This is a genomic window from Shimia sagamensis (genome assembly GCF_900182745.1).
Taxonomy (GTDB): Bacteria; Pseudomonadota; Alphaproteobacteria; order Rhodobacterales; family Rhodobacteraceae; genus Shimia; species Shimia sagamensis.
The window spans coordinates 89,569-107,644 of sequence record NZ_FXTY01000010.1 but is presented as its reverse complement, the minus strand read 5'-3'; the positions used below and the strand labels follow the sequence as shown (position 1 = coordinate 107,644).

Annotated in this window: 17 protein-coding genes; 11 read left to right on the top strand and 6 right to left on the bottom strand. The window is 56.1% G+C overall.

Annotation, left to right across the window (positions count from 1 at the left end; translation table 11 throughout):
• Positions 1–32 precede the first annotated feature (32 nt).
• On the top strand, positions 33–662 hold the full coding sequence (locus QOL67_RS20085; RefSeq protein ID WP_283427778.1) for a hypothetical protein: 630 nt from the start codon (positions 33–35) through the stop codon (positions 660–662).
• Positions 663–670: 8 nt separating this feature from the next.
• Here QOL67_RS20085 and QOL67_RS20080 read toward each other — a convergent pair whose 3' ends face one another.
• From QOL67_RS20080 to QOL67_RS20065, 4 genes are all read right to left on the bottom strand, one after another.
• Positions 671–1,096: a hypothetical protein gene (locus QOL67_RS20080; protein ID WP_283427777.1), complete on the bottom strand. Its 426-nt coding sequence runs from the start codon at positions 1,094–1,096 to the stop codon at positions 671–673.
• Between the two features lie 4 nt (positions 1,097–1,100).
• Complete coding sequence (locus QOL67_RS20075) at positions 1,101–2,651, bottom strand: caspase family protein (RefSeq protein WP_283427776.1); 1,551 nt, start codon at positions 2,649–2,651, stop codon at positions 1,101–1,103.
• A gap of 145 nt (positions 2,652–2,796) precedes the next feature.
• Complete coding sequence (locus QOL67_RS20070; RefSeq protein ID WP_283427775.1) at positions 2,797–4,026, bottom strand: hypothetical protein; 1,230 nt, start codon at positions 4,024–4,026, stop codon at positions 2,797–2,799.
• A 155-nt stretch (positions 4,027–4,181) separates the two neighbouring features.
• Positions 4,182–6,263, bottom strand: a complete 2,082-nt coding sequence (locus QOL67_RS20065; RefSeq protein WP_283427774.1) for a serine/threonine protein kinase — start codon at positions 6,261–6,263, stop codon at positions 4,182–4,184.
• Between the two features lie 136 nt (positions 6,264–6,399).
• Between QOL67_RS20065 and tssH the strand changes: the two genes are divergently transcribed.
• The 5 genes from tssH to QOL67_RS20040 are packed head-to-tail and all read left to right on the top strand — an operon-like array spanning position 6,400 to position 13,571.
• On the top strand, positions 6,400–9,150 hold the full coding sequence (gene tssH, locus QOL67_RS20060; RefSeq protein ID WP_283427773.1) for a type VI secretion system ATPase TssH: 2,751 nt from the start codon (positions 6,400–6,402) through the stop codon (positions 9,148–9,150).
• 18 nt (positions 9,151–9,168) lie between these two features.
• Complete coding sequence (locus QOL67_RS20055; protein WP_283427772.1) at positions 9,169–10,308, top strand: DUF2169 family type VI secretion system accessory protein; 1,140 nt, start codon at positions 9,169–9,171, stop codon at positions 10,306–10,308.
• Positions 10,305–11,384 (top strand): beta-ketoacyl synthase N-terminal-like domain-containing protein, encoded by a 1,080-nt coding sequence (locus tag QOL67_RS20050; protein WP_283427771.1) that lies wholly within the window; start codon positions 10,305–10,307, stop codon positions 11,382–11,384. The genes QOL67_RS20055 and QOL67_RS20050 overlap by 4 nt, the downstream gene beginning before the upstream one ends.
• Positions 11,381–12,649 (top strand): PAAR-like domain-containing protein, encoded by a 1,269-nt coding sequence (locus QOL67_RS20045; protein WP_283427770.1) that lies wholly within the window; start codon positions 11,381–11,383, stop codon positions 12,647–12,649. The genes QOL67_RS20050 and QOL67_RS20045 overlap by 4 nt, the downstream gene beginning before the upstream one ends.
• A gap of 10 nt (positions 12,650–12,659) precedes the next feature.
• Positions 12,660–13,571 (top strand): hypothetical protein, encoded by a 912-nt coding sequence (locus QOL67_RS20040; RefSeq protein WP_283427769.1) that lies wholly within the window; start codon positions 12,660–12,662, stop codon positions 13,569–13,571.
• On the opposite strand, the gene QOL67_RS20035 is transcribed toward QOL67_RS20040, so the two are convergent.
• Together QOL67_RS20035 and QOL67_RS20030 are read right to left on the bottom strand one after the other, a co-directional pair.
• Positions 13,568–13,912, bottom strand: a complete 345-nt coding sequence (locus QOL67_RS20035; protein ID WP_283427768.1) for a hypothetical protein — start codon at positions 13,910–13,912, stop codon at positions 13,568–13,570. The two genes, QOL67_RS20040 and QOL67_RS20035, sit on opposite strands and share 4 nt — an antisense overlap.
• Positions 13,912–14,370 carry a DUF6484 domain-containing protein gene (locus QOL67_RS20030; RefSeq protein ID WP_283427792.1) on the bottom strand — a complete coding sequence of 153 codons (459 nt, stop codon included), beginning with the start codon at positions 14,368–14,370 and terminating at the stop codon, positions 13,912–13,914. The genes QOL67_RS20035 and QOL67_RS20030 overlap by 1 nt, the downstream gene beginning before the upstream one ends.
• Positions 14,371–14,608: 238 nt before the next feature.
• Between QOL67_RS20030 and QOL67_RS20025 the strand changes: the two genes are divergently transcribed.
• From QOL67_RS20025 to QOL67_RS20005, 5 genes are read left to right on the top strand one after another with little or no spacing between them, the layout of a single operon-like run.
• Positions 14,609–15,070 carry a hypothetical protein gene (locus QOL67_RS20025; RefSeq protein WP_283427767.1) on the top strand — a complete coding sequence of 154 codons (462 nt, stop codon included), beginning with the start codon at positions 14,609–14,611 and terminating at the stop codon, positions 15,068–15,070.
• Positions 15,071–15,075: 5 nt separating this feature from the next.
• Entirely contained in the window at positions 15,076–15,702 is a 627-nt protein-coding gene (locus tag QOL67_RS20020; RefSeq protein WP_283427766.1) for a MotA/TolQ/ExbB proton channel family protein, read from the top strand.
• A complete protein-coding gene (locus QOL67_RS20015; protein ID WP_283427765.1) occupies positions 15,699–16,121 on the top strand; it encodes an ExbD/TolR family protein in 423 nt (140 codons plus the stop codon). Before QOL67_RS20020 ends, QOL67_RS20015 begins: the two co-directional genes overlap by 4 nt.
• Positions 16,118–16,549: an ExbD/TolR family protein gene (locus tag QOL67_RS20010; RefSeq protein ID WP_283427764.1), complete on the top strand. Its 432-nt coding sequence runs from the start codon at positions 16,118–16,120 to the stop codon at positions 16,547–16,549. Before QOL67_RS20015 ends, QOL67_RS20010 begins: the two co-directional genes overlap by 4 nt.
• A gap of 8 nt (positions 16,550–16,557) precedes the next feature.
• Entirely contained in the window at positions 16,558–17,961 is a 1,404-nt protein-coding gene (locus tag QOL67_RS20005) for a hypothetical protein (RefSeq protein ID WP_283427763.1), read from the top strand.
• Positions 17,962–18,076: the final 115 nt, after the last annotated feature.

The following is an 18,076-nucleotide window of genomic DNA, read 5'->3' as shown; positions in this document are numbered from 1 at the left end:
AAAGCACGACCAATTTTTTGAGGGTAGAGATTATGAAACACATTTTTGGAAGACTCCCATTTTTAGCTTTCGCAAGCGCGCTGATTTTGGCCAGTTGTGACAGCGGTGACGTGATGAGCTGGGAGCCTGAAACGGCCTCAGAAAAGCAACTCAGAGAAAGCCGTGAAGCGTTGCAACGCACTGTTGGTGAGGGCGCGCTGCTTGGCGCCGCCGCCGGTTTTGCCATCGGGACAGCAATTGACGGCTCAGAAGGCGGTTTTCGCGGCGCTCAAATCGGGCTGCTGGCAGGCGTAACAGCGGGAACATATGTGAAGTCAAAGCAGCAAAAATTCTCCCAACAAGAGCGTCTTCTTACAGAAGTCATTTCGGACCTGCAGCGCACCAATGCCAGAATGGAAGACAGTCTTCGGGCGATGCGGGCTGCCCTGAAAGAAAAGCAAAGCCGCCCTCAGCCTGACGCAACACGAGACGCCCGTGTGTCCAGCGAAGCGGCAGCAACATTGAAAGTGGGGGAAAACTACAATGATCTCTTTTCCGAAACCCGCTCCATATTGACTTCACAAGGCTATCAGACGGCCTCCATGGACCGCGACATGGCCACTTTAAGCAAGCGAATTTCAGAGATGCGCTCGGTGGCCGAAGCCCTGGCGGTAGATCTCTAGTCAACGTCTCAGTTAGAGAGCTGCGCCAATTCGAGGCTCAGGGATTTTGCTTCCGCGATTGTGCGCTGCAAGTCGGAAAGTTTGGCATCCGAGTTTTGCGCTGGCGACGCATAAGAAATCACGCGATTGACCTTGGTTGACATCTGCCTACTCACACCCTGCGTTGTAGCCAATTGGGTCTTGAGTTTGGATTGCTGATACGACAGATCAGCCTCCGCAGCATTGATCTGTCGTGAGAGATCTGCGTTGCGCGCCTGCTCAGCCGTAGCCTGAGCTTCAAGGCTATCAACACGCGCCTGGTAGGAACCAGAGGTTATACCCGCAACGCCAGACACAAAACCGCCATCAGCTGGGTCATCGGATGTGACACAAGCAGACAAAAGGCACACAGGGAGGGTGGTCAAGAATGCGGAGGACAGACGAATTTTAAGCATCGGTTCACTCTTTCTGTTTGGGGAGAAAATCGGTGAGCCAGGACATGCTGCCCACCTCGGAGATCCTTGAACTATGCACATGTTTCAAAAACTGGCCGGTGTCGGCCATCGCCCTTTGATTAACGTTGAGCGCGCCGCGGGTGCCCCCGCTCAGGTTAAGCAGCGCAAGCGTCGCGTCTTCGGGCACAAACAGGACGGACTGATCCAAAAGACTGCGGTAATAATCACGGCTGCCATCCAACCGCCCCAACACAGTGTCACGCGCATCTTTGATGGCGGCCACATCCCGGCGCGCCTGTGTCAATTCGGCCAGATAGTCATCATTGCCTGCTGCGATGGTCTCAAAGTCGCTTAATGCATCTTCGGCGATGATCAAAGTGCGTTCCACACCATTCAGGGCAACAAGGTCCGTGCGCATCCGTTGTGCTGTGGTTGAAGCCAGCATCATCGACAACCGTGTCGCATCATCAATCATTGTCTCAAAACTTACATCACCTGTCGCACTCGCCGTCGATTGATACCTCTCAAATGCGGCGCCTAGCTCTGCTTTTCCTAGGGTCTCTTTGGACATTTTGGTCGGTACAAATCCAAGCATTTTTAAAGCTGCAACGGCCGTATCGGGATTGTCACCCACAATTTCCAACGATGTTTGAGAGGCGGGCTTTGCCGCCGAGCCATCTCCATAAGACAGTATCGATTGGGCAATATCGGCATAGGTGCCATTTGGATACGCCGCTAGATATCCTTGGACAGCTTCAAAACTCCCGTCACGCACCACCACTTGCCAGCGCTGCATGTCTGCAACAACCGGGTCATTGAGACCGGAGGCTGCGCCAGCTTTAGACAAGGCAAGCTCACTTAATAGAGCCTCTTCAACCCAAGGCACTTGCTTGCCCGCCGTCTTCATCACGACCTGTTGTCTGACCCGTCCGATCAAAAGGCGCACATCCAGATTTGGTGTGTCAATGTGATCCAACAGGGCTGACGTAAACACGCTGTTCCGGCCTGAACCGTCAAACGCCACGTTGCCCGGATCCGTGGAATACACAAACATGAGCCCTGCCCCACCCGAAGTGCGCGCCAAACCTGTCTGTTCAATCTCCGCAATGTCAAACGGCGCATCACGGCACGCATCTACAAAGATCAATCCGGTTTTGGGGCGTGCACGCTCCAAAGCCTTGCGAATTTCGGTGAGCGTGACGGAGCTGCTCAAAAGGGTCCGCGTGTTGGCCACTGAAAACTCGCGTCCGATGAGGTAGTTTTCGCCGGTATACTGAACTCCATGGCCGGCGAAAAAGAACATCGCGACTTCGGCACCTTTGGCGTCTGCACTAAACTGGGCCAACTTGGTGAGCATCTGCGATCGGGTTCCGTCGCGTAAAACGGAAACCTGAAACCCCAAGGCGGACAGCGCGGTTTCCAAATCTATCACATCGTTGATTGGATTGGCGAGGGACAGCGCCGGGGTGTCAAAATTCCCATTGCCAATCAACAGAGCAACCCTGTCTGCAGCCAAAGCTGCAAAGGTCAAAACTGGCCAAATTATTGCCGCCATCAGAAACGCGGCGACGGTGCGCTTTCCGAATTTGTTACGGCTCCGTGGGCGTGACGTCCTCGTGGCGTACAACCGCATCATCCTCCCCTCACGCTAACCGTGTCAGCACCATTCTGGTGGTCAAATTTGTGCGCTGACACGCAAGTTAAAATTGGTATCCAAAATTGACATTGACCTTCTTGTATCCGTGGTTGCCAATCGAGTAGGTAATCCCAAGTCGTGCGGCATCCCAGGTCAACCCGTTCTGTGACCGTTCCGTGCCAAGCGAAATGGCAAAATCAGTATAGTTATCAATATAGACATCATCACCGAAAATCTGGGTGTTGACGATAGACGCTTCCCAAGTGGTTGGTTGATCAAACAGTCGCCACGTTGTGCGCCCTGACGCCGACAGGCCGTTTCGAGCAACCGTGTTCTGCAAATCGTAGTCTGGGCTTTTCTCACCGCTGCCGGGGCTGCCGGTCGTCGAAATATAGCTGAGCATGTTGCCGAGATTAAAGTCCAACCCCAATGCGTTGAACCGGAACGACGACGTCAGTGACCCGGAATACATATAGGCGAATGCCCCAAAATCATCTGATCCCACACCGCCGACTCGCAAGCTTGGGGTCAATGACCAATTGTCCAAAACGGGAATACGCAACCCGCCGCCAAGGGACGCCGAATAAGATTGTGATCCGCCAATGTCGACATAGGTCAATGGCATTTCCAAAACCACGGCCCAGCGTGGATCCGCCAAGGGTTTGACATAAGAAATCGGCAACTCAATAACCGTGCCGTCAGCCCCATCAACCGAAAACCGCCCTAAGCGTGCCGCCAATCCAGGTATGCCGCCAGCGGACTCTTCAACCGTGTTGTCATCGTTCACTTTGACGCTGCCACTGCCGCCAAACCCCGACCCAAGCCCAAAGTCACTGGAAATCATATTTGCTTGCAAAGAAGTCGGATTACCGGCGACAGGGTCCGTTGCGGTGGTTTGAACCAAGAGTTCGCCAATCCGTGTTAGAATACCGTCTTGGTTGCTGACCAAGTAGTCATCCAGTGCATCCTCACTCAACTCGCGGGTCTGTTCGGAAAAGGTCTGACTGATATCCAGATCTGGAATGGAGAACCGCAAAGTTGACCCGGAATCAGGATAAACTAGGGAGTAGTCGACCCCGCGAAAATCTCCTAACACCGTGGCTGTCGACGTCGTTGTATAATTGGGATTCAATCCGGCGATGCCTGCAGAGGTGGTGGTTTGATCCACAAAATCCAAGGCGTTTGTGAAAGCTGTTTCTGTTGTGGTTCCGTTGCTCGTCACCGTTACATTAAACAATGGCTCTGCGGTTCCAAGCCCGGGTTGGGACACCACAGCAATCACTGTCGTCGCCATAAAAGCGACCTTCGAATGGGTAAAAAACTCGCTGAAGTTCAAAATAACCTCCCACAAAAAAACGCATTAAACTATCACAACGCCTGAAAATTTTCACCTCCCGGTAAGCTGTCAGGCCAGCAACTCACTTTTGATCGTACCAAGCACATCATGTTTCAGGGTCGCGCATCAATGATCCGATAGGCCACGCCCAAGATGTCCTCCGAACGTTGCGCCATCACGTCCCCAAGAGCCTCAGCCACCGAAGCCACGCTCTCCTCTGTCGGGCGCCTGATATCAAACAGCGGCGCTGTTGAAAGGATAGCAATGACTTCGGATTTCCCGTAGTCGCCTTCGGTCACTTTGATTGCCAATTTTTTCGGATCTTGCGCGAGAATGGAAACGGGCCAAAGCACCCGAATGCGACGAATGCCAGCGACCACGTCTCCCAAGGCATCAACTTGGTTTTCGGTGTCATATACATTTGGCAAGACGTGAAAAACCTTGCCCGTGTTGTCGACGACCATCACCCAGAGGGATGCATTGGCAATGCTTTCTGGCATTTGAATGTCGACGACGGGGTTGTCACCGGTTGAAAAGATGCCGGTTAGGGAATCTTCGCCAGTGTCCCCTTGCCCAAGCCGAACAGAAACGGTTTGGGCCGCAACCTGCGGGAGGACTGCACGAATGGCGCAAAGGTCATCATTTAGGACGCGGGTTTCCACCTTGAGCTGCCGGTCGCCGATCAATGGTTCAAGGCGAGTCTGGATGGCCAAAGCGTCCTCGACATTGGCGACATCACCCACAATGGTGACATCGTCAAAGAGCGCAAAAGTAGCGTCCTTGTCCCGCGTCAAGGAGAGCGCGCCACAGGTCGCCACACCTGCCAATTCTGGAGTCAGGGTTTGCGCAGCCAACGTAACCGGACCGGCCACGAGATCAGTTTCGACAGACATGTTGTTGGATTGCGCCTGTGTTGCAAAAGCGTCGGCAACTTCAGCCCGCACGCTGCTGCTGGAAGCCACGCCAGTCACCTGTGCGGACATGTCTGTTACGGAGATTTGCCACGCCTCAAGCCCGGATGCGGCCTTCACCAGTTCCGACACCCCCAAGGCCCAACTTGGAGAGGGCATGCCTTGGGCCAGTATCACACCACCTTCCGCCGGAGACATGCCTGTCACATCGCGGAACGCTCCTCGCAAAAGGTCCGCAGTAGCCTCATCTGGAGCATGCGTCTTGATCACCGCATTACCATTTGGATCATTTGCGGCCAGGAATTCATAAGGGCTCGCAAGTGGTAGCTTTGGCGCAAAGACGTCAAAGTTCCAGAGCAGAGCAGCCGCCAGTCCCACCCCAAAGGTTGTTGCCACGAAAATCAGTTTCCAACGCGATTTTCTACTGTTTTTAAGGTCTTCCGCCTGTTGGTTAGGGCGCAACTTTCCGTCCAGCCATGTGATAGCTTCTGTGGCATTTGCCGGGCGCTTTTCCATGTCTGGATTGGTTGTCCAGTCAATCAGCTCTTTCAGGGGATCAGGCACACCATCCGTGTCCAGCGGTTTGGCTTTTTGACGGACTATTTCTGCCGGCATCGTGCTGAAGTCCGGCACTAAGCCGCGCCACGCGGCAAGAAGCGTTGCCCCCAGACCATAAATATCTGTTTGAAATCCAACGCGCCCTTCGAGCTGTTCAGGCGCCGCATATTCATATTTTCCGGCAAATCCGTTGCCGACAATCGTGCGCGCGCCCGTCGCCGTATCCTTGGCAATTCCAAAGTCGATAATGGTGGCTTGTTCAGGTGATTCATTGGCCAGAATGATGTTGTCAGGTGACAAGTCGCGATGGATGATGCCCTCGGCATGGGTTGCGTCCAATCCCTGCAAGACACGGTGCGCGACAATCAGCAAATCACGCGCCGCCACACGTTTCTCTGTCATGATGCTGTTGAGAGACGGGCCTTCAATATAGTCCATAACCAGAAAAACATGGCCGTCATCAGACTTAGAAACCTCGATGTATCGTACCACGGCATCATGTCGAATCGACCGCATCTGGTCTTCGCGTTTCATCAATTCTACATAATCGTCATTGCCGGAAAACTGCGCGTTTAGCGCCTTTATCGCCACCTCTCGGTTGTTGATCTGATTACACGCCAGGTACGCCTCTCCGGTTCCGCCACGCCCAAGAACACCCTTAATTTCATAGGTGTTGTTCAGTATCTGGCCAACTTTAAAAATATCCGTGGGCAGCGGCGTCTTCATGGAAAGCTCCTATCAAGGGCGCAGTATTTCAAAGGTGTCGATTCAAATGCGAAACGGGGCTAATATGCTCAGTATACCTGAATTTTATTTTTTCATCGCTGTTCGTCGTCATCCTTTTTTTTCGGAGGACTTTGATATGTCCCCACGTGGATCGCAGGATTCCATCAAACGCAAAGAGCTTGTAGGCAAGCTCAATCCAACTTGCCTGAAAGCCTTTTCAGAAGCCGCTCAAGCCGCCAAACGCCGTGGCAATCCCTATGTAGAGCTTGTGCATTTTGTCACCGGACTGGCCGACGTCGAAGGGTCAGATTTCGCATTACTGCTGGAAGCGGCAGAGGTAGATCGCCACACATTTGACGGCGACGTACTGCGCGCCACGGATGCGCTTCGCCACGGAGCCGGGTCTGTTGAAGAGTTCTCCGACCACATCTTCCGCGCCATTCAGGAAGCCTGGCAATTTGGCTCGCTCGAGTTTGGCGACGACACTGTGCGCTCCGCTTATGTCCTTCTCGGAGCCCTGCAGGTTCCGGTTTTGGAAGGCCTGCTGTTCAAGATCAGCCTTGAGTTTGACAAACTTGATGCAAGCGCAATGGCTGCGCAACTTGGCGACCTATTGATTGACTCAATTGAGGCCCCTGCCACCCTGGCTGACAGTCAGGCACCAGCGGGTAAGAAAGCACCGGGTGGCAAATCCGCTCTGGCGCAATTTGCCACCAATCTGACCGCCCTCGCACGTGACGGCAAAATGGATCCCGTGGTGGGCCGCGACCCAGAAATTCGTCAAATTGTCGACATCCTGATGCGCCGCAAGCAAAACAACCCGATCCTGACCGGGGAAGCGGGCGTCGGCAAAACCGCTGTGGTTGAGGGGTTTGCCCAGCGCCTTGCACGTGGCGACGTGCCACCCCAGTTGCGCAATGTCGATCTTCAGATGCTTGACATTGGCCTGATGCAAGCAGGCGCTTCGGTCAAAGGCGAGTTCGAAAAACGCCTGAAGGCGGTGATTGACGAAGTGCAGGGTTCCGACACGCCCATCATACTTTTCATCGACGAAGCTCACACTCTCATTGGCGCGGGCGGCGCTGCGGGCACTGGCGATGCGGCCAACCTGCTCAAACCCGCCTTGGCACGCGGCGAGCTGCGCACCATCGCCGCCACCACCTGGGCGGAGTACAAACAACACATCGAACCAGATCCGGCCCTGACCCGCCGCTTTCAAGTGGTGAAAGTGGAAGAGCCCGACGAGGACAAGGCGGTTTTGATGTGTCGCGGCATCGCTGGCGTTCTGGAGAAACACCACCAAGTCGAACTGCTGGATGAAGCCATCGAAGCGGCTGTAAAAATGTCTCACCGTTATATCCCGTCCCGGCAATTGCCAGATAAGGCGATCTCGCTCTTGGATACAGCCTGCGCGCGGGTCGCGGTCAGCCAACACGCCACGCCCGCGGAGGTGGAAGACATTCAACGCCGCCTCGCAGCTTTGGAGATCGAAGAAGGCATCATTGAGCGCGAAGAAGCGATTGGCATCGACGTGGGTGAGCGCAAGGCAGATGTAGAAGCATCACTGGAAGCGGCCGAGGGGGAACTTGACGCAGCCACAGTCCGTTGGGACGCGGAGAAGGACATGGTGGCCGAAATCCTGGATCTGCGCGCGCAATTGCGGGGGGCCGGCGCAGCGGTGGATGACACCGGCGAAGTCGGTGATGCGGATCCCGCCGAGCTGGACCCTGAGGCATCAACTGAAGATGCCGCTTCAGAGGACGAACAAGGGACCGTGGAACCGCCACGACCTTTTGACCGCGAAGAAACCTTGGCCACTCTGCGCACGCGCATGACAGCCCTGACAGATGCACAGGGAGAAACCCCTCTTATTCTGCCAGCCGTCGACAAACAGGCTGTGGCAAGTGTGGTTCAGGATTGGACCGGCATTCCTATGGGCCGGATGATGGCCAGCCAGACAGAACGCGCGCTATCTTTGGCGGAAGATCTCGCCAAGCGCGTGGTGGGTCAGGATCATGCGATGGAGATGATTGCCAACCGGATTCAGACCTCCGCTGCGGGCCTTAAGCCGCCCGAGAAACCCGTTGGGGTGTTTATGCTGTGCGGACCTTCAGGGGTCGGGAAGACCGAAACGGCATTGGCGCTGGCCGAACTGATGTATGGCGGCGAAGACAACATCATCTCCATCAACATGTCAGAGTTCCAAGAAGCCCATACGGTTTCTACCCTGAAAGGTGCCCCGCCCGGCTATGTTGGCTACGGCAAAGGCGGCATCCTGACCGAAGCGGTGCGCCGCCGCCCCTATTCCGTGGTGCTGTTGGATGAAGTCGAAAAAGCGCATTCGGATGTGCATGAAATCTTCTTTCAGGTCTTTGACAAAGGCATGATGGATGACAGTGAAGGGCGTCGTATTGATTTCAAGAACACCCTGATCCTGCTGACCTCCAATGTTGGCTCAGACGAGATCATGGCCATGACGGAAAGCGGCACGCAACCTGCCGACATGGACGAACTTAATCAGTCTTTGCGCGCACCGCTGCTCAAGGTCTTTCCCGCCGCCTTATTGGGGCGGGTTGTCACCATTCCCTACTACCCACTGTCGGACTCGATGATCGAGGCTATCGCTGGTTTCAAACTCAAGTCCATCGCCAAACGGCTGGGCGAAGGATATGGGGCGGACCTTGTGATCGGCGAAGGAGCCATGGATGTGATCAAAGCCCGTGCCACCGAAATCGAAAGTGGCGGACGCATGATCGACGCCATCCTGACCAACACGCTGATGCCTGAACTGAGCCGCCGCATCCTCAACCACAATCTCGAGGGTAAGGACCTGAGCAGAGTCACGGTCACCGGCGGAGAAGACGGTTTTTCTTATCACTTTGAGTGACCTCAGGAGCGGACAGGGATGAAGGTCTACAACCGCCACGGCTATTTACACCAGCACACCATGGGTATGGATGTGGCCGGGCGGGAGTATTTCTCACTGGTGATCAAAGGCACCTGGGCGTTTCCAGACACACCCGGTGCCGCCATGCGCCTGCTGCCCGAGTTAGACCAAACCCCGCTGGTGATGGCGGATCAACACACCGGAGAGCCGGGCTATTCCGCAACCCTGTGGGAAACCGATTTTGCGTTTCGTAAGCCAGCCTGTGATGTGGTCGTTCAGGGCGCCGCCTATGCCCCAAACGGACAGAAGGCAGAACGGGTTCAGGTGGGCATCCGCGTTGGGGAGTGGCACAAAACGCTGATGGTGGTGGGCCATCGCGAATGGCGGGTGGTCGGCCCGGCGGTTATGGCCACCGATCCCTATCCATTTAGCCGCTTGCCATTTTCCTATGATATGGCCTTTGGAGGCACCGATCAGCTCGATCCCGAAGTGAAGAGCCCGCATTCTTACGCCGCCAACCCTGTAGGACGCGGCTTTGCCACCCCCCGCAATCAGGACCGTCTGAGCGGCGCTCCACTGCCCCTGACGGAAGAGCCTGGCGTTGAAGTCACCTCACCTTATGAAGACTACCGGCCTATGGCGCTTGGGCCCATTTCCCGCGCTCGCGCCGATCGGTTGAAATGGGCGGGCACCTACGATCAGAAGTGGCAAGACGAGGTTTTTCCTTTTCTGCCGCGTGATTTTGACGAACGGTACTATCAGCAAGTTGGCGAAGATCAGCAGATCACGCCCCCCGCCACTGGCACGTCGATCACCACCCTCAATCTCACGCCTCAGGGTCGTGAGCAGTTCCAACTGCCGCAAACCGACCTCCCAGTGCGCCTGTTTCGGGAGTGGGAAGAGGCCTATTCAGGTGTGGTGCGTCCAGACACGCTGCTGTTTGACACCGAGGCGCGCCGTATGTCGATGGTTTGGCGTGTAGACGTGCCGATGAAACGCATCATCACCGAGATCACCGAGGCTTGGATTGGCACCCCAGCCAAAGGTCTTGAACGGGCCAAACGACAGGGCAAGGCGTATCACCCACGTGGGCGCCGCTTCCGCTTGCCGGGCGACACGCCTGCCCCTGCGGTGCCAGATGCGGAGGCCCCGTCATGAGTGCGCTCAAAGGACTTGGCCTTAATATCCTCTCGGCAGGCATGGTTACTGCTGTTGGCTTAAGCCGCGCAGCGTCCGCGGCCGCTTTACGCGGTGCAATTGACGGCTTTGCGGAAACCCAATTTGTCGTGCCCGGCGGCGACTGGTTATTGGGTGCCCCCGTGCCGCTGCCCAAAAACTGGATTGGAGAAAAACGTCTTGCCCACTTAGCCGCTGGCGCAGTGGTCGACGCGCTGGAGGAGCATGCTGCTGTCAAAGCCGACCTGGAGGTGATCTTTTGCCTGGCGGAAACCGATCGCCCCGGCCGTCCAGTGCGTGCCCCCGAAAGTTTTGCCCAAAAGGTTTTAAAATACGCGGGCTTATCATCGCAAACCAAATGCCAAGTGATCACTCACGGGCGACCTTCCGGCTTTGTGGCACTGGAACAGGCGCGACGGCTGCTGCGGGACGGCGAAAACACTCATGTCCTGATTGTCGGTGCAGATACTCTCCTGACGGGGCCAACGGTGGCGCATTACCTGCGCAAAAACCGCCTGTTGACGGCAGAAAATGCCAACGGCTTTGTCCCCGGTGAAGCTGCCGCCGCCATTCTCTGTGCCCCTGGAAACGCTGCGCATTTTGCCTTAACCGGGCTTGGCCTCACCCGGGAGAAGGCCTTTCTCTACAACGGATTGGACGAAGATGGCCTTGATCTGCCATTGCGTGCGGAGGGCATGACACAAGCCTATCGCGATGCATTGGAGATGTCCGCGCTCCAGGACTTTGGCCGTATAGATTTCCGCCTGTCTGACATCTCCGGCGAACATTATTTTTTCAAGCAAAGCGCACTCGCAATGCAGCGCACCATGCGCCTACACCGCGACCCGCAACCGATCTGGAGCCCGGCAGATTGCTTGGGCAACATTGGCGCCGCTTTTGTCCCTTTAATGGTGGCATGGGGGCTTGAAGCTTTTGAAAAAGGCTATGCTGACGGTCACCGTATCATGGTCGAAGGCTCGGGGGATGATGGCGCCTGTGGCACCGCAATCTTTCAAACACCGGACCGTAAGGACAGTCGTCAAAGGGATGCCGCATGACCGTTTTTGCCAACAGTTTAGAAGTCAGCTGTAAGGCACAGGCCAACAAGGTCATCGCCGCCACCCCTGACGTTTGCATGACCCCACCGGAAAACCCGGCCACCCCACCCGGCGTGCCCGTGCCGTATCCGAATTTTGGATCAGACGGAGACACCGACAAAGGCACTGGATCGGTCAAAATTGGCGGCAAAACCGTCAATCAAAAAAACTCCTCGTACTTCAGCAAGACCACCGGGGATGAGGCCGGTTGCGCCGCCAAAAAGGGCGTGATCAGCTCCAAAAACACCGGCAAAGCCTACTCTCAAGCCTATTCGATGAATGTAAAAGCGGAGGGCAAAAACGTCACTCGGTTTTCCGATATTCAAACCGACAACCATGGCTCGCCGCCCAACACGCCGCCATGGCCTAAGATTGGCAAACCCCATGTGCCGGGTGCGCCAGATCCTTGCGAAAGCGATAAAATTAAAATGGGCGAGGCCTGCGAAGGCGAGACGGACAAGGCCTCTGTTTGCGAAAAAGGCGGACTCGAAGACACTCCGGGAAAAATTGAAACCGGCGCAGGAAGCGACGCTTTGTTTACAGGCGAATACAGTGATGGAGGTACAAGGCACACCGGCTCCGGCTATGATGAAGGTACATTTCGAGACCGAGCCGGCTGGATGGAACGATGGGACAAAGCCCAAGCCAATGAGTGTCTTGCGGCTATGCGCTGCAAACTGGAACCCTACAACCACGGCAATTGCTGCTGCCCCGGCCAAACCGGCCACCATCTGGTAGATGCCGCAAGTTTCAATCAAACCGGACGTGGCGAGTCCGAGGATGGTGTCCAAGTTGCTGGATTGTCAAAACGCTACAACCCCAACAAAGCGCCGTGTATTTGCGCAGAGGGGCCCTCTGCCACCAAAGGCAGCCATGGTGCCTTGCATACCGAAACCAAGTCGTTCCTGATCAAGAAAACTGGAGCCGCCGGTTCGCCAACCCTCAAAAAAGTCCCGTTTGAAGGCGGTGTGGAGACAAAACATCGGTCTGTGGAGTATGGTGAGTTTCGCGATCAAGCCGTGCAATCGGTCGATGCTGTGTTTCCAAAATCCAAGTGCTCGCCCGCCTGTATCAAGGCGCAATTGGACGCCTACCACAAAGAGGAATTGGGGGTCACAGACGAGACACCTCTGCGCGCCGAGCTTTCGGGCAAAGCCCCAGAACAACTTAATGTGGCCAAGAAATACACCGAAACCAGACACGCGGCGATGACCGCAACAGCATAAAGGACGCGCCATGTATCCCCTGCTCGCAGACATGTCGGTCACGACTTCGAGCGTCGCGGATGACCAAGTTGCAGCTGTCACTGTTCAAGTCGATGAGCTAGCACGCAACCCCGAGGCTGCGCATGGCGCGGTCTATGCACTGGAAGAAAGTACAAGCACAGAATGGGGTTTTTATGAGCAAAACATCGTCAGCCTCGCTTTCTTGACACCCCCTCACAAAACCCTTCTGGCCTTTGGGGAATGGGGCGACGCATGGCTGTTCGATGGCGGACCGGGCGGGACGCACGAGACATTCACCGTGCCTCGAGGCCCCATGCGAGGGGTGCGCGCGGTCGGATCGCAGGGCGATGCTTTTGCCTGCGGTGCAGACACGCAGGTTTTCCATCGAAGTCCAACTGGCGAATGGCGCGACATCAGCCCCAGTGCAGACCTGCGCGAGGACAACCCGCAAGGCCATCTCGAAGCAATTGATGGCTATGGTTCTGATGAGCTTTACGCAGCAGGCCGTGCGGGGGTGATTTGGTGGTTTGATGGTGTCGACTGGACTGCGGTTCAATGCCCAACCAACCTCTCGTTTTACGCGATACACTGCGGGAGAGATGGGAAGGTCTATGCCGCCGGACAGGCTGGTATTCTGGCGATTGGTCGCTATGGTGCGTTTGAGCTTTTCACGCCCCCCGACCCTCTCAATGATATTTGGGGCGTCGCCACATGGCAGGGAACCGTTTATCTGGCGGGCTTTCGCGCACTTCTCACCTGGGATGGAGAGGCTTTCGACACCGTTGCGGACGCAATGGATCTCGCCAAAACCTTTTATGATCTGCACGTTTCGGACAGGGCTCTGTGGTCTTTCGGCATGAAGGACGCTTTGCGGTTTGACGGCAAAGACTGGACACGCGTTGACACCGTAACCGTGCGCTAGATTGTTACCAACTTAGCCGTCAAAAACTCCCGTACAGCCACCAAGTCCAGCTCGTGCACACGCATGTTGGCGGCTTCCGGCTGCAACATGCGTATCAGAAACAATTCCCCCGTTTCAGGAAACTCGTCATACCTCTCCTGCGCGATCCTTACCCCATGTTTTCCTGCGACGCGCATCGCATCCAGATGCGCCTCAAGCCGCTCGACCAATCGATCCAGCCGCTCTTCATCCATATCGGGGTTTTCATCCGGGTTCAGCAAATGCCAGTCATAGGTCACCCACAGGTGCGCCGCCTCTTCGGCATGTTGGCGCACAATGTCTTTTAGGATCGGAACTGCCATCAGTTGAGGTTCACCGAGGCACCCCGAATACGGTTTGACCCCGAAGCCTGACTCACCAGATGTTTGCCGCGAATTGTGATATGGCCATCCGCCTCCATCACAATTGCCGATTTCCCGACACGCAGCTCGATACGCTGCTCCGACGTCACCTTGAGCGTCTGACCATCGCTGATCACCTGCATCTCGGGAGCATCCGGCGTCTTTATTGGCTCCACAATGCGCCCCACGATCAAGGGCCGATCTCGTGCGCCGTCTTCAAAGAGCAGGGCGACCTCGCCGCCGGCATCATTGGGAGACAGTTGGCACAGGCTGCGCGCTGTTAGAGCCGCATCTGCCGGGTTTCCTGGAAACACCACCAGTGGTTTCCCATCCTCAAAGCCAAGCAACAACCCAATCACCACGCCATCCACATGCGTGTCTGCTTGCTCTTGTTGGGCCTTTGTCTGTGGGGGCTTCACGTCCAAAACGCGCAACTCCTTTCGCTGTCCATTCCGCGCCTAAATCTGTAGGATCGGACCTCACTCAAAACACTTCTCAAAATCAGCGTGATGGTAGCACAGTGACCAAGTTTGAGTCGATGCCCAGCACTCAACCGCCTCTGGCAAGGCCTTGTGGCGTTGTGCCTAGACTGTGGGATTTTACAAGAATCGTCCCACTGGATAGGCTTGTCTCGATTTCAGCCAAAGGAGCGATCCATTGCGAAAGACTCTTTTTCAAACACTCTCTTTGTTGCTTTCTCTCACACTAACCACGCCATCTCAGGCTCAGGCTCAGGCTCAGGCTCAGGCTCAGGCTCAGGAACCAACCACCGGGCAGCTTTCCGTGGAACTCAACAAATTGGAAGCTGGCGAAACCACCTGTCAGGCGTTTTTTCTGTTTCGTAACGAGGCAGGTGTGAGCTTTGAAGCATTAGAGCTGTCCTTTGCCATTCTGGACACCAATGGGATCATCAACCAATTGTTGACCGTTGACGCAGCACCGATTCCGGTGGCACGCACCACACTCAAGTTGTTCGAATTTCCTGATATTTCCTGCCCCCAAATTGGTGAACTGCTGCTGCATGACATTCCTGAATGCACGCCACAGAATGCCGAGCCGCGCGACTGCTATCCTTTGGTCACCCTTTCAAGCCGGGCCGCGGTGCCGCTGATCAAATGACCGCCATGTCTGATCTGGGCACCGCCTTGCCCGTGCTCCTGCTCCTAGGTTTGCTATCCGTGTTGTCGGTGGCAATTTTTCTGGCACGCCTGTTAAATTTGGGGCTGCGCACCAAGGGGAGCGATGCGCGGGCCAGCTGGCTGAACGTGCTGGAAGCAGGCACAATAAAATCCCCGCCAAAAGGCCAAAGCGCGGCGGACCACATCACCGAAACGGCGGCGAGCCGTCTGCAGCTTGGACAAAGCGGGCCTCATGTCGCCGATGCGCTGCACCCTTTGGCGCAGCGCGAAGTGACACGCCTTTTTACCGGCATTCGCCTGTTGGAACTGATTGGGATGGTTGCGCCCTTGCTTGGCCTTTTGGGCACCGTGCTTGGTATGATCCAGTCTTTTCGTTCTCTGGAGCTTGCCGAAGGCGCGGCAAACGCATCCATTCTCGCAGGCGGGATTTGGCAAGCGCTTTTGACCACAGCAGCGGGGCTGGTTGTCGCCATTCCTGCGCTTGCCGAGGCCGCTTGGCTCACGGCACGGGCCGAAGCAGAAACGCAGGAAATCGAGACCGTTTTGGCCGGGGTTCGCCTCGCGTCTAATCCCAAACCTGATCCAACGTCCTCTCCAAAGCCATCAAAATGACTCTCAGTCGCCCACAGACAGCGCGCGGACGCATCTCTCTGGTACCGTTGATTGACGTGCTGTTTATTCTGCTGGTCTATTTTATGGTGACCTCAGTTTACTTGGATCTCGACATGATCCCGGTGGCCCGCAAGACTGATTTTCCAGCCACAAGCCCGCAGGCGGGTGTCACAAATGAAGGCAGGCGCGTTCTTCTCCGGATCACCAGCGATGGTAACATGAACCTGCGTGGCCTGCGGCTTGACGACGCGAACCAGGCCAGCGCACTGTCCGCCTTGGCCTCAGAAGTGCCCCCGCCACAGGTCCTGATCTTGCCCTCAGGTGCCGCCCCGCTTTTTGCCTTGACCAATGCTCTGGATGCCTTGGCATTGGCAGGCTTAACCGATACCCGCGTTGTCCGGATTGAGAGCCGCCCATGACTCGCCTTTTGTCATGCCCATCCACCCGCCAACCCAGCCTGAGCCGCCCCCAGCACCGCACGCCATCCGAACCCATCATCGCTTTGATCGATGTTGTGTTTTTTCTGCTGGTATTCTTCATGCTGGTGGCGCGGCTGGATGCCTCTGCGCCCTTTGAGGTTGTCCCGCCCAATGCCGTGTCCGGACGTGACATGCCCGGTGGCGGGGTCACAATCTCCATTGCCCGCGATGGGCAAGTCGCGGTCAATGGCACCGCCTATGACGCCGAGGCATGGTTAGTGGTGACAAAACAAGCCGCCCAGCGCGATCAGGCAACACTCCTGCGCGTGAATGCCCACCGGGCAACGCCTCTGAGATTTGTTTTGCCGATCACCGAGGCGCTGGACGCGGCGGCTATTGGTGAGGTGGTTCTGGTGGTGACACCATGAGCTTGCGGATGGTCCTTGCCACTTTTGGTTCGCTTGTGCTGCACGGAGCGGCCGCCTCTTTGGGTGCGGCGCTTGTGGTGCCCACACCAGTCCCACAGCAAACCCTACCCGACAGCATGTTGAGCCTCACCTCCCTGACGGTGACACGGTCAGACGCCCGCCCAACAACACCTGACACCCAACACCTTCAGGCGGACGGATTATCCGCAGTTGTAGCTCCGGCACTCTCTTCCCGCGATGCTGTTCAGGCTTCACACGTCACCGCAAGGGCGTCGCTTACTTCACCCATCCTCAAAAGCGCGGCAACTCCCACGGCACGGCTCATGGAAACCAAAATCAATCCCGCCACACAAGACCCACTGGTCACCGTGCACGCCCGCATACCTGCGTTGTCGACTGACGCAGATCCCGCAAAGGCGGAGCCTCTCATCAGCCCACCAATTGTCGCAACCTCGCAGGCCGTCCCCAGCCAAATTGCGGCAGACCTGCAAGAACTCAAACTAAACACCGCAAAGCCTGCCTCGGTAACGATCCATTCTACAGCGCCTGCCAGCCCGCAATATTTAGCGCAAAGGCCTGCTGCGCCGCGTGTTAGCGCTGCCTTTGATTGGAATGGTGCGCCCTCTTTTGATGCCGCCAGCCTGGACACTGTCTCAGCCTTTCTGCGACCGGGTTCTTCCGCCGGTCAAAACATGCGCGACACACTTGCAGCAGCCCTCAAGGCGCCAAAATGTGCACGGGTGCAAAGCGCCTTTGATCCGGAATCCGGCACACTAGCGTTACGAGGGCACCTCCGCGACGAAGCACAACGCGCGCCGCTCTTGGCTTCCGTGTCAGAGCAACTTGGAGACAGTCTGCCGCTCAATGATCAATTGCTGATCTTGCCTGCGCCGCAGTGCACTATTTTGGCATTGCTTGACCAACTAGATTTGCCACAATCCGAAGAGCAATTCACCGATCAGATGTTGGTGGGGGACACTGCGCAGGTGCAAACCTATGACTTTGTTGCGGGGCAGCGTCTTATCATCGACCTTGAGGCACCGGATTACCCCGCCTTTGTTTACCTCGACTATTTTGACTCCAACGGGAACGTGATCCACTTGGTACCAAGCGCGCAACGTCCGCTCCAAGCTTACGACCCGGCCGCGTTGTTTTCGATCGGGCGTCCAGATCCTGACACCGGCGCGACACCCGCGTTAGTTTTGGAGATAGCGCCGCCATTTGGCCAGGATATTGCCGTCGCCTATGCCGCCAGCCATCCGCTTTACGTCGGGCTACGTCCGTTTATTGAACCGGCGGCCGCGTATTTGACATTTCTTCAGGATCGAATTTCACAGGTTCGCACCACCCATGCCGACTTTCGAGGCGAATGGGCCTACCTCTTTGTGGTTACACGTCAAAAGCGAAACTGACCCTGACACTGAACGCTTTGAAACGTCTTGAAAACTGCCGCGCTCAGCCAAACTTGCTCGAATCATAATCTTCTGTGATGCTGAATGGGTTTTTAAGACGATAAAAATTTTATAT

Coding starts and splice junctions, on each gene's coding strand:
- QOL67_RS20085 (WP_283427778.1), top strand. CDS start 33: ATGAAACACATTTTTGGAAGACTCCCATTTTTAGCTTTCGCAAGCGCG.
- QOL67_RS20080 (WP_283427777.1), bottom strand. CDS start 1,096: ATGCTTAAAATTCGTCTGTCCTCCGCATTCTTGACCACCCTCCCTGTG.
- QOL67_RS20075 (WP_283427776.1), bottom strand. CDS start 2,651: ATGGCGGCAATAATTTGGCCAGTTTTGACCTTTGCAGCTTTGGCTGCA.
- QOL67_RS20070 (WP_283427775.1), bottom strand. CDS start 4,026: ATGGCGACGACAGTGATTGCTGTGGTGTCCCAACCCGGGCTTGGAACC.
- QOL67_RS20065 (WP_283427774.1), bottom strand. CDS start 6,263: ATGAAGACGCCGCTGCCCACGGATATTTTTAAAGTTGGCCAGATACTG.
- tssH (WP_283427773.1), top strand. CDS start 6,400: ATGTCCCCACGTGGATCGCAGGATTCCATCAAACGCAAAGAGCTTGTA.
- QOL67_RS20055 (WP_283427772.1), top strand. CDS start 9,169: ATGAAGGTCTACAACCGCCACGGCTATTTACACCAGCACACCATGGGT.
- QOL67_RS20050 (WP_283427771.1), top strand. CDS start 10,305: ATGAGTGCGCTCAAAGGACTTGGCCTTAATATCCTCTCGGCAGGCATG.
- QOL67_RS20045 (WP_283427770.1), top strand. CDS start 11,381: ATGACCGTTTTTGCCAACAGTTTAGAAGTCAGCTGTAAGGCACAGGCC.
- QOL67_RS20040 (WP_283427769.1), top strand. CDS start 12,660: ATGTATCCCCTGCTCGCAGACATGTCGGTCACGACTTCGAGCGTCGCG.
- QOL67_RS20035 (WP_283427768.1), bottom strand. CDS start 13,912: ATGGCAGTTCCGATCCTAAAAGACATTGTGCGCCAACATGCCGAAGAG.
- QOL67_RS20020 (WP_283427766.1), top strand. CDS start 15,076: ATGTCTGATCTGGGCACCGCCTTGCCCGTGCTCCTGCTCCTAGGTTTG.
- QOL67_RS20015 (WP_283427765.1), top strand. CDS start 15,699: ATGACTCTCAGTCGCCCACAGACAGCGCGCGGACGCATCTCTCTGGTA.
- QOL67_RS20010 (WP_283427764.1), top strand. CDS start 16,118: ATGACTCGCCTTTTGTCATGCCCATCCACCCGCCAACCCAGCCTGAGC.
- QOL67_RS20005 (WP_283427763.1), top strand. CDS start 16,558: ATGGTCCTTGCCACTTTTGGTTCGCTTGTGCTGCACGGAGCGGCCGCC.